At 38.4% G+C, this 14,983-nt stretch carries 13 protein-coding genes; 1 reads left to right on the forward strand and 12 read right to left on the reverse strand.

The window, feature by feature from the left end:
• Nucleotides 1-88: 88 nt before the first annotated feature.
• The 9 genes from BM073_RS01285 to BM073_RS01325 form a co-directional block, all read right to left on the reverse strand.
• On the reverse strand, nucleotides 89-991 hold the full coding sequence (locus BM073_RS01285) for an NAD-dependent epimerase/dehydratase family protein (RefSeq protein WP_091649178.1): 903 nt from the start codon (nucleotides 989-991) through the stop codon (nucleotides 89-91).
• Nucleotides 992-1,266: 275 nt separating this feature from the next.
• Nucleotides 1,267-2,394 (reverse strand): DUF4221 family protein, encoded by a 1,128-nt coding sequence (locus BM073_RS01290; protein ID WP_091649183.1) that lies wholly within the window; start codon nucleotides 2,392-2,394, stop codon nucleotides 1,267-1,269.
• Nucleotides 2,395-2,666: 272 nt separating this feature from the next.
• Nucleotides 2,667-3,014: a hypothetical protein gene (locus BM073_RS01295; protein WP_091649187.1), complete on the reverse strand. Its 348-nt coding sequence runs from the start codon at nucleotides 3,012-3,014 to the stop codon at nucleotides 2,667-2,669.
• 162 nt (nucleotides 3,015-3,176) lie between these two features.
• Entirely contained in the window at nucleotides 3,177-3,503 is a 327-nt protein-coding gene (locus tag BM073_RS01300) for a hypothetical protein (RefSeq protein WP_139217415.1), read from the reverse strand.
• A gap of 75 nt (nucleotides 3,504-3,578) precedes the next feature.
• On the reverse strand, nucleotides 3,579-4,850 hold the full coding sequence (locus BM073_RS01305) for an NDP-hexose 2,3-dehydratase family protein (protein ID WP_091649192.1): 1,272 nt from the start codon (nucleotides 4,848-4,850) through the stop codon (nucleotides 3,579-3,581).
• Nucleotides 4,813-5,784 (reverse strand): glycosyltransferase 61 family protein, encoded by a 972-nt coding sequence (locus tag BM073_RS01310; RefSeq protein WP_091649195.1) that lies wholly within the window; start codon nucleotides 5,782-5,784, stop codon nucleotides 4,813-4,815. The genes BM073_RS01305 and BM073_RS01310 overlap by 38 nt, the downstream gene beginning before the upstream one ends.
• Nucleotides 5,781-8,921, reverse strand: a complete 3,141-nt coding sequence (locus BM073_RS01315) for a WD40/YVTN/BNR-like repeat-containing protein (protein ID WP_091649199.1) — start codon at nucleotides 8,919-8,921, stop codon at nucleotides 5,781-5,783. The genes BM073_RS01310 and BM073_RS01315 overlap by 4 nt, the downstream gene beginning before the upstream one ends.
• Before the next feature lie 259 nt (nucleotides 8,922-9,180).
• A complete protein-coding gene (locus BM073_RS01320; RefSeq protein ID WP_091649202.1) occupies nucleotides 9,181-10,587 on the reverse strand; it encodes a DUF6600 domain-containing protein in 1,407 nt (468 codons plus the stop codon).
• A gap of 362 nt (nucleotides 10,588-10,949) precedes the next feature.
• Nucleotides 10,950-11,951 carry a Gfo/Idh/MocA family protein gene (locus BM073_RS01325; protein ID WP_091649204.1) on the reverse strand — a complete coding sequence of 334 codons (1,002 nt, stop codon included), beginning with the start codon at nucleotides 11,949-11,951 and terminating at the stop codon, nucleotides 10,950-10,952.
• A gap of 183 nt (nucleotides 11,952-12,134) precedes the next feature.
• On the opposite strand from BM073_RS01325, the gene BM073_RS01330 reads away from it, so the two are divergent.
• On the forward strand, nucleotides 12,135-12,719 hold the full coding sequence (locus BM073_RS01330) for a DUF4136 domain-containing protein (RefSeq protein ID WP_091649207.1): 585 nt from the start codon (nucleotides 12,135-12,137) through the stop codon (nucleotides 12,717-12,719).
• Nucleotides 12,720-12,768: 49 nt separating this feature from the next.
• Here BM073_RS01330 and BM073_RS01335 read toward each other — a convergent pair whose 3' ends face one another.
• The 3 genes from BM073_RS01335 to BM073_RS01345 are packed head-to-tail and all read right to left on the reverse strand — an operon-like array spanning nucleotide 12,769 to nucleotide 14,937.
• Nucleotides 12,769-13,260, reverse strand: a complete 492-nt coding sequence (locus tag BM073_RS01335; RefSeq protein ID WP_091649209.1) for a heme-binding domain-containing protein — start codon at nucleotides 13,258-13,260, stop codon at nucleotides 12,769-12,771.
• A gap of 46 nt (nucleotides 13,261-13,306) precedes the next feature.
• Nucleotides 13,307-13,513 carry a hypothetical protein gene (locus tag BM073_RS01340; RefSeq protein ID WP_091649212.1) on the reverse strand — a complete coding sequence of 69 codons (207 nt, stop codon included), beginning with the start codon at nucleotides 13,511-13,513 and terminating at the stop codon, nucleotides 13,307-13,309.
• A gap of 8 nt (nucleotides 13,514-13,521) precedes the next feature.
• Entirely contained in the window at nucleotides 13,522-14,937 is a 1,416-nt protein-coding gene (locus tag BM073_RS01345) for an ADP-ribosylglycohydrolase family protein (protein WP_217643081.1), read from the reverse strand.
• Nucleotides 14,938-14,983 lie beyond the last annotated feature (46 nt).

The raw sequence follows: 14,983 nt of genomic DNA on the forward strand, positions 1-14,983 counted from the left end.
TAATCGAAATTTTTCAAAAAGTATGCGGAGTCCCGCCTGCTAAGTCAAGCATTTAACAGGCGGTTGGATGAGGTGCTAAGTGGAGAATTTATTTCCAGTCCAGATAGTTTCTCCAGTTATGTTGCTCTTTGAAGCCCAAAACTTCCTTGATTTTCTTGTTGGAAAATAAAGCCTCGTGTTCTTCCAAATCACGTTTAAGAGGAACTCCGGGGAAGAATCTTTCTGCTAATTCCTTACTCGGAATGACAGCTCCATTATGATCATTTCCAGCATTAAAAACCTGAAATCCCAAGCCATCTTTCTGGATGCACAAATCCACTATCTGTCCTAAATCCCTTGCGTCTATGTAACAAAATGCATTTCTGCGGCGGACTTCAGGGTTTTTCAAATAGTGTGGGAAAAGCTCTTGATATTCATGAGGTTCAATAACATTTCCTATTCGCAATGCATAAATATCAAAACCTGATCTTCTCTGAAATGCTCTTGCGGTTTTTTCATTGACCACTTTGGAAAGGCCGTAGCTATCCATGGGATTGATATCATATTCCTCATCCAATGGTAGGTAATCAGGATCTGTTTTTCCGTCCGAAAAACAAATTCCGTAGGTGGTTTCAGAAGAGGCAATGATGATTTTTTTGATTCCTAATTTGACTGCTGCTTCGATTACATTATAAGTACCTACAGTGTTGACTCGAAAAGTTTCATTATCCGGCTTTATTAAAATCCTTGGAACAGCAGCAAAATGAACCACAGCTTCGAAGGGTGGAACTCCATTTCCAGGTTCTAATTCATCCAGGCCCGCATAAGAACTCATGGCATTAAACATTTGTCCGGAATCCGTGATATCAGCATGAAGATTATCTACTCCAGGAATGTTGAGCGGGGTAAGGTCTACATTCAAAACCCGATAACCTTGATTGAGGAGATATGGGATTACATGCTTTCCGGCTTTCCCGGATCCTCCGGTGAAGAGTATTCTTTTTTGGGTCATGGCTTGAGTTTTATTGCTTATAAATCCAATGTTATAGCTTGAATTTCTAATACACCTAAAATGGGCTGGGTTAGTCAGGAGTCGAAATTACAAATTGAAATAAGTTTCAGAAACCAAGAAGTCCAAGGATAATTACTTGACTCCCTCAAAAAAAGGAAGGATGGTATAGAAAATCACCTTCCACAGTCCATTTTCTATCCAACTCATATTGGAAAGGGACTCGTTTTTATGGATGATTTCTAATTTCTAAATAAGAAAGATGAAATTGAAGTAACTTATTTTTTCACCTCAATCAATTGAAATCTCATAAAATCCTCTGATAATTCAGGGTTTTCAGGATGATCGGTAGATATCCAAATTCCTTCTTTGGTTCCGAAAATGTATTGCCCATTGTATTGATTTGGCTCCAAAGTGATTTCTCCAACCTTTTTATAATCAGTATCCAGAAACACCAAGCCCCATTGAGAAGCTAAAAAGGTGGCATCTGCGGTGCTTTCCGGAATGTCTTCAAATTTTGCCGCCCGGACGAGCAATTCTTGTTCTGGCAAATAAAATAGATCAGTGTAGATGTCCACATTGTTGATCATCTTCATGATTTCATTCATGTCTTCAAACATGTTAGACATGGAAGAGGTGGTTGGTTCCTCGGGGAATTCGGAATGAGCTGCCGAATGAGCTTGAACTTCCCCATTTTTCACTTGGTATAAGTTTCGGAAATTCAAATTGATAACTGGCTCCTGATCAGGTCCGAGTGATAGGAGAGGGAAGATTGCTTTGTTTAGATTATTTCCCACAAACTCCTCAGGGAAATAACTCACAGGGGTAAATGATCCAGCTAGGCTATCAAATTTGAGAAGATTCGGAATTTTGGTCAATTCCTCCGGGCTCAAAGAAGTCCATTCAAAAACCATAGGAAAGGCTGCAAAGTAAATTCCATCATTGGCGATAGTGAAAATATTGGAAAAAAGACTGACTCCATCTTTCTCTAAATCTCCGGTATCCATCTGAATTTTTTGAAGAATTTGGCCATTTCCGTCAACTTTAAATAGGGTGTTTGTACCGGCTGTTAAATAAATTTCATCTAGACTTTTTGCAAAAAATCCTGCTACATACTTTCCGATCCCATTTGGTCCCTCTTGCTCAAGCTGGATTGTCTTGATCAGTGCTCCATCTTCCTTGGAGTAGATGAGAACTTGAAATGATTTATAATCAAAAAACAGGAGATATTGATCTTCTACTGATTGAAAGGCATGATTGAAGTGCCCAACCCCAATAGGTAGGGGGAGGTTCTTGATTGTATTAGTGATGTTTAATTGGAGCTCAGATTTTGATTCTGATTTGTCAGCTGAATTACATCCAAAAAGGAGAAATAAAAGTCCAGAGAATAGGATTAGTTTCTTCATAAAATATCTTTAAACTATTAAGATAATAGAAGAATTAAGAAAAATTAGAGGGTTGGCTAATTTTTTGGTTTTAAGAAGGTAGAAATATTCTAAAGATGATTTGATTACACCCTTCAAACCAGTAAGTAAATAACTCGGTGAATAATCAATCTAAGGGTGCAGTAAACTTGAGTTGTCTTTATTTTGAAGAAGGAAGGAGGATTTCAATCTATATGGCAAGGTAAATATCGCCCTTTCAAGACTTCTGATTTAAAGATGGTTATAATCCTATTTCAGTTGAAATCTATTACCTCTGCTTTTGCAGAAATGGTTTTTTCTGGCATACGGTAAGTGAAAAAAGTTTCCTCTCCTGCCTGAAGAAACGGTATCTGCATTCCTGTAATATCTTGGGTTTTTGAATATTCTAAAGTGTCAATTTCAAGAATTGCTCGATCTGCTGAATAATAGGTAATCTCGAAAGAAATTGTGTTTATATCCTGTTCCATGTTGTTTTCAACTGTGAATAGGATCAAGTTTCCTTGAAATTCTTTAAACTTTACTTCTATTGGATCACTGCTACAAGAAAGCAATGCTGTTCCTATGAAAAAGCTAATTAGGATGATTCTTAACCTTGATTTCATTACCCTTCGATTTTGATAAACGGTAAGAAAAAAGTAATTGTTTTTTACTTAAATGTCAATTTTAGCAATTGCCTAATCTATTATGTGTTAAGGATTTAATATTGTTGCTGAACAATTTTTGACTTTAATATTCGGTAACCGATTAACGGGAGCTTTTATTTTTTAACTAGAAAAAAATCCCCATACAGTGACAATGAGCAGAATGATACAAAAGAATAATACTCCAGCCCAGGCAGGTTGGTGGTAGCGATGTTTCCAATTATTTCTGAAAGAAGGGATAATAAAAACCAGTCCGACGAATATCAATCCAAATACAAAAGCACCAATGCAATTTTCAAAAATGCCTATCAGTCCCTGAACTGAAAAGAATCCATGCTCAGCAGATTCTCCTGAATACTTTGCAACGATCATCCATCCCAGATATTCCACTAGGCTCATCACTAGAAGAGTGATAACTCCCATCCAAATAAGGTGACTCTTGTATTTCAAAGGATTTGAATTTTATGGATAAAATTAAACTCAGTATTTTAATTCTATTTCAGAACCCTTACTACTCCAAGCAGATTAATCTCCAAACGCATTTGGTTGCAATAAATCAAGTGCTATAGAAGCGACACAGCGCAATTGAAAACTGCAATAATTGGATTGTTTTAAGTAGAACACTAAAGAGTCAACGCTGGTCCAAATGAAATCATCTGTTAAATTGAAGTCATTGATTTCTATCAATTGATACTCGCTGTCGTTTTGAAAAAATCTTCCCCCTTCATCGCATTGAATTATTTTTCTTTTTAACCTTCCATTGGTTATTGGTTTACTAGAATTTGGATTTTCAGGACTTGACATATAGGTTGGGTAAAATGCAAACTCAGTTGAGATTCCCCATTCATGATCTTTTTTGATTAAAAATTCAATACTATCACCCATTACTCTGTAGGCTAATTGAATTAAACCTTGGCTCGGTAATTTATATAAAGGTTGAGACCAAGCTTTTACTTCTCTATTTGTTGCTGAAAAATGAAAAAATCCGATCGTCGGAAGTGCTGGGTTTAATGCACTTATTCCATTTTTAGTAATACTCCAATTTTTCAATTGATCTACAGGAATCATTTTGTAATTCCCTAATGTGCTATTATTAGGCTGATCAATTTCAATTTTTTTTCTATCCTTTTTATCCTCCAACAATAGGCTGTCCCAGTCAAAAACAGCTAAAAGAGATCTAAGGTCTGCGTTTAAAAAATTATCTTTTAATAAGACTCCCTTAATTGCTTTTAAAGAAGCCCAAACCATATTTTCTTTGGTTTCAATTAAATCTTCAGAGAGTAGGTAGTGATGAGTTTTACTTTTTTGGAAATATTTGGAACCTAGGTCATGCTGCATGGAGTGAGTAATCAGATTACATCCAGGTACAAAACTTGTAAAATACTCAATGTATGCAGTTGCTTTCCCGCCATGAAGTCTCAGGTAATTTGCAGGTGTACTTTGGATAGTAGGGCCAAATTGAATTACTCCTGTATTTCCAGGTTCTACACGCGCTTGAAGTAAAACGTATATTTCATTTTGTTGTCTTGAAATTATCAAACCTGTTAATGCACTTTGGGGCTGATATAGCATTAATTTTTGATCATGCAGCCCGGTAGTGGTTTCCACACCTACAACTTGAAAAAAACCTTTAGACGAGTGAGATAATGCTCCGTCTGAAAAATTCCATTGATTTTGGGATTCAAAATCAATTTCCTTCAAATTAAAGGCAGATCTTTCTTTCGTCTCGTTTAAAAAATCGATTAAGTATTGTTCCGAATCAACAATGGTTAGGGATCTTTGTATTTCTCGTTCCATTTAAAATAGATCTTATTGTTTCAAAGTTTAATCTTGGTGATTTCTCCCCATGGTGGGGAATTTCGTAAAATTTGTGACCACAACATCTTGCCAAAATAGGCTGAGCAGCTTTGTTAATGAGTCCACTACTAGCTTGCATTATAACGGTGGAGTTGCTTGGCATCCAAAACATGTTAAATAAATCTGCTCCTCTAATTGCAATTAAAGTTTTTGAGCGATAATGTACACTTATTTGTTCCTTCAAATTGTGGTCTCCAGAGGCAAAAATAAAAGGATTATAGTCTCTTTTTTCTAATTCATGATACAGGGAATCGATGCCTAAGAGTTGCCTTCTTTCAGAACCATAACCCTTAAGCCATCTTTTTTCAATAGATTTTTTCCCTAAGGTAGAGGTGGGAGGATCAGACCTTTTTAAAATCAATGTATAAGCTCCACTAGTTTCTTTATTCTGTGAATCTGCCCAATCGATTAAGCTTTCTCTTATGCTCATGATTTGGGATTCGTAAGCTTTTGGGAAGGTGCCAATAAGCTCTAAATAAACATCCCATCGTGGAATAATAATAGAGTCTTTTTTTTCAAGAAATTCATGGAAAATAAATAATGAAGCCTTTGTGTCTCTGAGTTTTATTTCAAGTTTCAAAAGGCGCCTTTTTAGCTTTTCTCTGTAGGACTTCCAGTACTTTTTTGAAATCTCCAATTTCTTTTCAGATAGTTGTTTCATTTCGTAGGAAAATAAACTTTCCTTCAAAAATTCTTCAAGAATTCTATCCGTCATTGGGTTGCAACTATCGATAATCAGTTTTTTATCTTTTAAATAGTCTGAGTTTTTCTCCAGCCAAACCAAAAACGGCAAAAAGAAGCCTAACATGTAATGCCAATAATTGCCTAGATCACCGCCCTTAGTAGGATCCGCTATTATCTTGATTTCCTTCATTTCACAAACAAAACCCCAACTCCAGCTTCTTTTGCCTTTTGATTAAAGTCCTGAACAGCGCTATCAATCAATCTTTCCCCTTCAGCTTTTAAAGGCTTCCATTGCTCCATCAATCGGGCATATTCTGCCCTAGTTCCTTCATTTACTTTCGGGATACTGCTCTCTCCATGATTAAGCATAAAAAGGAAGTTAGCTGTAAACTTATTCGGGAAGTTCTCCACATCATCATATGCGGTGGATCTTCTCTGAATCATTTCTTCATCCCAAGCCTTAAGCTCTTTGAGAAGGGCCTCTCCCGCAGCCTTGATTTCTTTATACTCAGCTTTTCCTTCCAATCTTTTCAATAAGGAAGCAAGCTGATCTTGATAATCTTTAGCGGTGTTTACCATATTATGCATAGTGCTTACCTCAGCTTCCAATTTGCTCATCCACTCATGATAAGCTTGGTAATCAGTCGCAGTAAGTTTATAGGCAGGAATATCCTTTATTTCAGCTTTGGCTTCCGAACTCACACCCATTCCGCTCAAGCGAATGGTATACATGCCCGGAATAGCTTTATGTCCTCGATAACTTGACTCAATATAAGCTCCCGGGATTCCAGGTATAGTTGGGTAGCGCAAATCCCAAACAAATCGATTCAATCCTTTTCTGGTAGAAATGGTGGGTTCCAGCGGTGGTCCACCAGCCCAGCTTTTTGCCTCAGGATTTCTTTTTGAAGAAATTTTCCGAACCAAATTGCCTTTTGCATCCAGAATTTCCAAGGTCATCTCAGTAGAATCTGTCGCTGATTCTGGCAGTGAATAATGGATGACCATTCCATTTGCAGGATTAATTCCTTCAAAGGGATGAGTGCCTTTAAACTCATCCAAATTCCCTCCATTCATACTGGAATACCAGTTTCCTAAAAGTGCATTTTCAGGACTGTAGAGTGTGGGTTGATCTACCTTTTCTTTTACTTCCCGTACCACATTCAACTCGTCTAAAATCCAGAATGAACGTCCTGAGGTTGCTACAATCAAATCATCATGCGCTACTTTCAAGTCAGTGATTGGGGTGACAGGTAGATTCAACTGAAATGAAGTCCAGTTTGCTCCTCCGTCTCTGGAAATGTAAACCCCTTGCTCTGTTCCCGCATAAAGCAGACCTTTCTTTTTGCTGTCTTCTCGAACTACTCGTGTAAATGCTCCATATGGAATTCCTTTGGAAATATTGGTCCAGGTCTTTCCGTAATCTGTGGTTTTATATATCGCCGGAGTGTAATCATTGAATTTATAGCGGGTAGTGGCAATATAGGCCGTGGCAGGATCATGGGGAGACACTTCAATAGCATTGATCAAAGTCTCCTGCAATCCCTTTGGAGTTACATTGGTCCAAGTTTTTGCACCATCTCTAGTAAGGTGCACCAGCCCATCATCGCTTCCTGTCCAGATTACACCAGCTTCATGTGGACTTTCGATGACATAGGCAATCGTGCCATAATTCTCAGCTCCCACAGCTTCATTGGTATAGGGTACCCCAGGAGTGCCTTGCTTTTCTTTTTCATTCCTCGTCAAATCGTGAGATACTTCTGTCCAAGTTTGTCCCATATCCTGTGTCTTCAATAAGACCTGCGAAGCATGGTAAAAAGTATTGGGCTCATGCTGAGACCAGATTATAGGTGCGTTCCAATTGAAGCGGTATTTCATGTCTTTGGCATCCATCCCCAAGTATTGGATGGGAGCCGCCATGATATTGGTTGAACCTTGGGTTTCCATGTCCAAAACCTCGATAGTTCCCTGATAGCTTCCTCCTAATACATAGCGGGGATTATCCGGGTCGAATGCTAAAAATGCGGATTCACCTCCTGCCGAATAGTTCCAGTTTTCACGGGAAATTCCACTTCTCCCCAAAGCCAAACTGGAAATCACAACAGAAGTATTGTCCTGTTGGCCCCCATAAATTCTATAAGGGAATTGATTGTCGGTATTGATCCTGTAAAACTGGGCGGTTGGCATATTATCTTGAGTGGACCAGGTTTTTCCTCCATCGAAGGAAATAGAACCTCCTCCATCATCAGCCAAAATCATGTTTTTGGAATTTTTGGGATTGAACCATAAATCATGGTAGTCTCCATGAGCCCCGTCTACTGCCTCAAAGCTTTTACCCCCATCGTATGACATGAGCATGGGAGCACTTTGAACCCAAACCGTATTTTCATCATTGGGATCTGCGAAAACTTCAATGTAATACCAAGCGCGTTGGGTTAAGCGATTGTCCTTATTAACCAGCTCCCAGCTTTCACCTGCATCATTGGAAACAAACAGCCCACCTAAGTCTTTGTAGGTGTCACTTTCAACCAAAGCATACACTTTATTGGAATTGGCTCTGGAAACAGAAACGGCCATTTTACCTTTTTCCTTTGGTAATCCATTTTCAATTTTTTTCCAGGTTTTTCCTGCATCTGTAGATTTATACATGCCTGAACCCGGTCCGCCTGAAATCACCTGCCAAGGTTTGCGTTGGTGCTCCCACATGGCGGCATAAAGCACCTCCGGAGTATTCATGTCCATGGAAAGTTCCACCGCTCCGGTTTTAGTATCTACAAAAAGTACTTTTTCCCAAGTCTCTCCACCGTTGACAGATTTATAAACCCCTCTCTCAGGGTTTGGTACATTCAAAGCACCCTGAGCTGCTACATAGACGATATCTGGATTGCTTGGGTGAATTTGGATTCTGGAGATATGTTCTGTCTTTTCCAGTCCGAGTTTTTTCCAGGTTTTTCCGGCATCTGTGGATTTATATACTCCATCACCGTAGGAAGTCATAACTCCTCTGGGTGCATGTTCGCCCATTCCTACATAAACGATATTTGGGTTGGATTCTGAAACCGCAATGGCTCCAACAGATCCTGTTGAAAAGTATCCGTCAGAAATATTGACCCAATGCTGACCAGCATCACTGGTTTTCCAGACACCACCACCCGTGGTTCCGAAATAATAGGTCAATGGATCACCGACTACCCCAGTGGCAGTAACTGAACGGCCACCCCGAAAAGGCCCTATATTTCGGTATTTGATGGGGATGGAAGAATCATAAATGCTTTGTGCAGGGCTTTCAAAAACTAAAAAGATCAATAAAACAAATAGATATTTTTTCATATTGGAATTGGTGAATTCAATCCAAAAGATAGAAAAAATATAGCTTTTCTAGTCTGTTGAAATAAAAAACGCGGCTTTTAAAACCGCGCTCTTTACATTTTTATAAGGATACTCTTATCAATCAATTTTGATTTATTCGACTTGAAAGATGGGCTGAAGTCCAATTAAAGCAAACATCGGTCATCGGTCATCGAACTTATTATCCAAAGTTAGTTGATAGGTAGACTATTTTTGACTCATCAAATAGTTTCATTCCTTGTCAATTATTCCTAGAATTTCCTCTAGATGAACTTCCTCTTGTACTTCCTGAAGAAGATCTGTTGGAGGAAGACCTGGACTCTACTTTTGCCCCTGTGCTTTTGGTATTGGAGCTAGGTCTTTGAACCCTTGAACCGGCAGGACTTGAGCTGCTTCTACTTGGAGCGCTTGAGCGTGTATTCACTTGCGGAGTACTTCTTCTCGAGGCATCAGGCCTTACTGACTCTTGTCTGCTAGGTGCTGGTTGAGTTCTCACATTGGATTGTCTACTTGGCTGAGTTCTGACATCAGACTGTCTGCTAGGTGCTGAAGGCCTTCTGACATCTGCCTCTCTAGAAGTATTTGGAGAATTACGAACTTCACCTTGTCTCGAAGGAGCAGGGGAGCTGCCTCTTCTATTTTCTTGATAAGGTCTCATCTCGAAGTTTGCATCTCTACCTCTGCTCGGCTCGGCAGTTCTTACCCTGCTATCATTCGAGCTTCTAGAAGGGCTACTTTCATAGCGGGAGTTTTGTCCTCCTCTAGAAGGATAGGCAGATCTCTCATCTGATCGTATTTCTGAATTTCTTCCACCTGCATTTGTCGTACCTGCGCTTCTGGTGCTTCTCACCTGATCAGGACTTGATACTCTGGAGGGTCTTGCGTCCACAGTTCTGCCTCTTGAAGAAGCTTGCAGATCAGGCCTGTAGATATCTACTGAATTTCTGGATACAGAAGCTCTTCCTGGGTTACTGCTTTGTCTTACCTGATATACTGGAACTGTTCTTCTGATAGTTCTCTCTACCTCTCTTCTGCTAGGACCTGTGATATAGGTATTGTTATTATAAATTACCGTGTTATTGATGATTTTGGTTCGGTTGATAATCTTAACCCTATGATTGTATGGCGCATAGTATCGATAAGAATATCTGTCATAAATCCTGTTGCAAGGCAAGAAAACCCAATGATAAGTAGGAATGTTGATCCTTACATTGACAGAAAAAGCCGGGCCTAATGGAGCCCAACCATAATAACCACCCCCACTTCTCCAACTTACCCAGGCCGGTCCCCAATCATAACCCGGTATCCAAGCCCAGCTTTGGAAGTAGTCATCGAAGTACCACCTTCCATAGTGAAATGGTGCCCAGCCCCAATCATAATAAGACACCCAGGTATTGCCATATTCAGTCATCACCCAATGGCCGTTGGTTCGGTAAGGATGAAAATCTCCCTGAACAGCAGGCAACCAAATGTATCCATGTCGAGCGTCTTTGATCCAGTCTCCATAAGGCTGTAATTCATCATAGAATACCTGAAATGAAACTCCATTCCAATCTTCTGCTTTGGAAGGTTGAGTGAATAAGATCCCTAAGAATACTATTCCAGCGAGTATGGACCGGTGCCAGTAATTTGAGAGTAGCTTTTTCATTTGTTTGTGGTTTAAAGTGGGAAATCTGGATTTTCCGGCTGGTTGGTTTTAATTTATAGATGCATCTTTCTCTGTAAAGGTTGCATTCTAATAGAAACTAAAATCAAGCCAATCTTTCGAACTTTCATGAAAATCCAAATGGTTTATTGGTATTATCGTAAAAAATTAATAGAAGGTTCGGTGATTATATTTCATTTTAATGAAAAATACTTTTAAAAAATATATACTTATTTAAAAAAATTAAATAATTATTATTTTTAGGAACAAAAGTTTTTCCAAAGCAAATAAGCTTCCTATAAAAACTAGCCTGAAAATGGGCATTTTATCAGAAATTGAGATTGATAGAAAAAATTGAAATTTTCTTAGATTTTTTTTGAAGTCAACAGATCCATTGCCCAGTTTGCTTTGGAAGCGGTAATTCCTGTGCTTGGGCAGCTGCCTTTTCCAAGTAATTGCGATACAATGCTTTCTATAAGAGGTTGCTGAATATGCTTGGGTAGATCTACTTGATAGTGGTAAGGTTCTTTCCCGTCTTTAAAAACTGTGAACTCTCCTTTACCAAAGGTTTCCACTTTGATTTGACCTTTGCTTCCGTCTATGACGATTTCATCCTTTTCCGCTGACTTGGAACTGGTGAAGCACCAGTTTCCGGTTCCCAAAACTCCGTTTTCAAAGGCAAAAGACCCGACAACAATATCCTCAGCTTCATAGGCTTGCGCTTGGTTGCTACAAAGCCCATTGGCAAAAATGATATCTCCAAAAAAGAAAGCCAGCAGGTCCAATTGATGGGAAGCCAAATCAAAGAAGTAGCCACCTCCTGATATTTCCGGTTGAATTCTCCAGTTGTTTTCCAACTGAGCAATAATTTCAGGCTCAACCACCTGTTTCATATTGATATGAACAGTGCGTATATCTCCAATATGTTCTTCATTTAATAACTCTTTGATTTTGACAAAATGAGGGAGCGTTCTTCGATAATAGGCAACAAATAAAGGCACCTCATGCTTTTCACATACCTGGATCATTTCCAGACATTCTGCATAATTTCTGGCCATGGGTTTTTCCACATACACCGGTTTTCCGGCCTCTGCAGCCAATTTGCATAGTTCCAGGTGTACATGTGGAGGTGTGGCTATGTAGACTGCATTGACTTTGGGATCATGAATCAGTTGTTGCGCATCCGTATACCAAGTATCTATTTCATGTCTTTGGGCATAATCCTTCACTTTTTCTTCTGATCTGCGCATGACAGCTATAATCTTGCTATTTGGGATTTTGTCCATGGCAGGAGCTGATTTGACCTCACATACATCTCCAACTCCGATAATACCCCAGCGAACTTCCGAATGATTAAACTTCTTCATGCTTAAAAATAGGGGGAGAATAATTCAAATAAAAATATTATATAACATAGCTCCTATCTATCAAATATATATTATGTTTTAATCTGTATATATTCGTAACATTTATTATATATTCACGTTATATATAATGTAAGTCAATTAAAGATTTATAATAATTTGTTTCATCTTAAATTTTAACCAATTATGAAGTTATTTAATTTTAAAAATATATTTAGTTTAATATTCGCTAATTTTCTCCTTGTTGGCTTTGCGTTGAGTCAGACAGTCTATACCGATAAAAGAGAAGGTGCTGATTTGTCTGAATATCAAACCTATAATTGGGTTTTTGAAAAAGACATGATTCCAAACGATCAAATGCTAGTAAGTGATGATATGGTATTAGTCTATAACAATATGACAGCCAGAAGTCATTTGAAAGAAGCTATCGAAACTCAAATGAAAGCTAGAGGATTTATCTTGGATGAAAAAAATCCTGACATGTTAGTCAACTTTCAGATTTTGGAAGAAGACACAGAATTGAGAACCTACACTATGACAAATGGTCAAGATTATTTAGGATTTGGTCCAAGATCAGTATCCACTAAAATGGTACCTGTAAAAGAAGGAACTGTAATAGTTAACTTTATGGATGCTACTACAGGGAACCAATTATGGCAGGGATTTGCCTCAGGTGTCTTCAATGAAACTGACATGAAAAATTTGTCAGTATTGGATGCTAAAGTGGTTTCAATATTTAATGATTTCAACTTTGACCTATTTGGAGAATAATATAATTAGTTAATTAAAAAGAGAGACTGGTATCAGCCTCTCTTTTTTTTTAGTTTCTTTTTCGAACCAAACTGTCAGCAGGGTAGGTAGCTTGCAAATAAGCCATTTGCTCTTTGGCCCAGTTTATTAAAATTTCCCTCTCTTCGTCTGATAAATTTGCTTCGGGATGTAATCCGAAATTGGTATAGGAATCTAATGGCATTTCCTTTTCTTCCATTACTTCGACTACCTCCTCCAATTTATGATATTGAATTGCCAATGGACGATTGGTAAATTCAGAAAAATTCAGGTGTCGCTTGCCATCTGTTACATGACTATTCAACCAATAGCCCACAGGTTCGATCTGACTATACCAAGGATAAATGGTTTGATTGGTGTGGCAATCATTACAGGCATTTTTAAAGATGGTCTGCACATTGTCTGGAATGTTATAGCTTTTTGAAATATCAAACTCGTAATTGGCAGACTCATTTTTTTCATAAGAAATGAATTGAATAGCAATGAGTATAATCAAAATTGCTATGCTGATTTTCTTAATCATGGTGTTGGGTGTTTTAATTTTTCAGAAATATAAGACTATGAAGCATTCATTTCGAAGATTTTGGATGAAATCTCAATCCGTCAATCACTAAACAGAGCCCTGCTTGAAATACAATTAGAGCAGCGGTTCCATACCAAAACCATTCATTTCCGGAAAGCTTTTGCAATCCTGCATCAATAGCCATTGAGAGACCAGTTCCCGTGAGAAGCAGACCCAATACAGATTGGATTAACCAGCGAGTATTTCTTTTCATAGAGTTAATTAATTCTTTTTAGGAATAAAATATTGGTTTGTTTGAAGCTTGATTCCCCCATTGATTTTTTCCTGAATCACTCGATCAATTATTTGAATGCCGGTTTTTGCCATATTTTCGAAAGTATCAATACCCTCATTAGGGAATCCTCCGCGGGTTCTGTGAATATTAAATTTATTCGAGAATTTTTGACCAAACTCTTTTTCGATTCCCTCTTTACCAATCAAAAATCCAAGCAGCCCTCCCCAGGTAGCAGTGGGATTATCAGAATCCCAACCTGCTAAAGCTCCTATTTTTATGGTTTCTTTAAAATCTCCCTCACCGTAAAGAAGGCTAATGATTCCTGCACCAAAATTGATTCCTGCAGCAAAGCAACCATTGCAAACTTGGTCCTGATAATACCAATTATTTCCAGCTTTTTGTTGGATTTGATATAGGTGATGTAAGCTGTCCCGAGTTTCTTCCCAAGGAATTCCCTGATGATAATTATCCCATACAAAATCAAACATACTTGCTACTACTGAACCTTCTGGCAGGTATGCTCGGGCTTCTTGAGCTAATCCAAATACTTGTTCTTTTTGACTTTTGTTAGTATCGACCACAGGTGCCAAAGAATGCATGACCACATAAAACTGAGATGCCCATTCGGCATTGTTTCGGGCTGTCGTTTGAATAGGTAGAGTAGCTATTTCCAGCGCGATGTCTGGTCTGCCCGGTGCGAAAAGCCCAAAAATTTCTGTGGTCAATTGGGAATCAATCATTTCGTAGTCAGGATTATTTTCAGAGTCTCCTGTGGCAGGAGGCAACAATCCTTCACGCATCAAATCATGAGCCCTTTGGTTGGACACCCAGAGATAATTTTCAGGTGTTTTTCCATCTTTTCCTATGAAAGGAGTGTTTTGGTCAGAATAAATATGTTTCAGCCATCCATCTCTAATTTGCTGTGGAGTTAATTTGCTGGCTTGATGCTCATACATCAAGGACTGATAAATGTATTCAATATCTGTGTCATCATCTGCCCCCCAAGTTCCTTGTTCTCCGATTAAGACGAAGTCTATTTTTCTACCTGGTTCTGGAACTGAATCTTCCCAAATAGCAGGTTGATCCAAACCACCCCAATCATTTCTCGTGTAAAACCCAGCTCCCTTTCCGTTTAAACCATCTCCTCCAATTTTATCCATTTCAGTAATTAAGCCTGTCCAATTTGCTATACATTGGCCTAGCCAAAATCCATACAGTTGATTCTCATATTTTTCCCTGGAAATTATGATTTCATTTCCCTTGGCCTTATAATCTGAATACTCCAAATGAGGATTGATAGTAATGGTTTGATTTTCTGTTAATTTTTCTTCGCAGGAGAAAAATACAAAAGGAAGGAAAAGGAATATTCCAATCGAAAAAAATCTGGAGAGGATGGTTTCCATTTTATTAGGTTTTATCATTTATCTGAATAAAAAAAGCCCTTTCGAA

Source organism: Algoriphagus ornithinivorans, assembly GCF_900115305.1.
In the GTDB taxonomy this organism is placed as follows: Bacteria; Bacteroidota; Bacteroidia; order Cytophagales; family Cyclobacteriaceae; genus Algoriphagus; species Algoriphagus ornithinivorans.

Coding starts and splice junctions, on each gene's coding strand:
- BM073_RS01285 (WP_091649178.1), bottom strand. CDS start 991: ATGACCCAAAAAAGAATACTCTTCACCGGAGGATCCGGGAAAGCCGGA.
- BM073_RS01290 (WP_091649183.1), bottom strand. CDS start 2,394: ATGAAGAAACTAATCCTATTCTCTGGACTTTTATTTCTCCTTTTTGGA.
- BM073_RS01295 (WP_091649187.1), bottom strand. CDS start 3,014: ATGAAATCAAGGTTAAGAATCATCCTAATTAGCTTTTTCATAGGAACA.
- BM073_RS01305 (WP_091649192.1), bottom strand. CDS start 4,850: ATGGAACGAGAAATACAAAGATCCCTAACCATTGTTGATTCGGAACAA.
- BM073_RS01310 (WP_091649195.1), bottom strand. CDS start 5,784: ATGAAGGAAATCAAGATAATAGCGGATCCTACTAAGGGCGGTGATCTA.
- BM073_RS01315 (WP_091649199.1), bottom strand. CDS start 8,921: ATGAAAAAATATCTATTTGTTTTATTGATCTTTTTAGTTTTTGAAAGC.
- BM073_RS01320 (WP_091649202.1), bottom strand. CDS start 10,587: ATGAAAAAGCTACTCTCAAATTACTGGCACCGGTCCATACTCGCTGGA.
- BM073_RS01325 (WP_091649204.1), bottom strand. CDS start 11,951: ATGAAGAAGTTTAATCATTCGGAAGTTCGCTGGGGTATTATCGGAGTT.
- BM073_RS01330 (WP_091649207.1), top strand. CDS start 12,135: ATGAAGTTATTTAATTTTAAAAATATATTTAGTTTAATATTCGCTAAT.
- BM073_RS01335 (WP_091649209.1), bottom strand. CDS start 13,260: ATGATTAAGAAAATCAGCATAGCAATTTTGATTATACTCATTGCTATT.
- BM073_RS01340 (WP_091649212.1), bottom strand. CDS start 13,513: ATGAAAAGAAATACTCGCTGGTTAATCCAATCTGTATTGGGTCTGCTT.
- BM073_RS01345 (WP_217643081.1), bottom strand. CDS start 14,937: ATGGAAACCATCCTCTCCAGATTTTTTTCGATTGGAATATTCCTTTTC.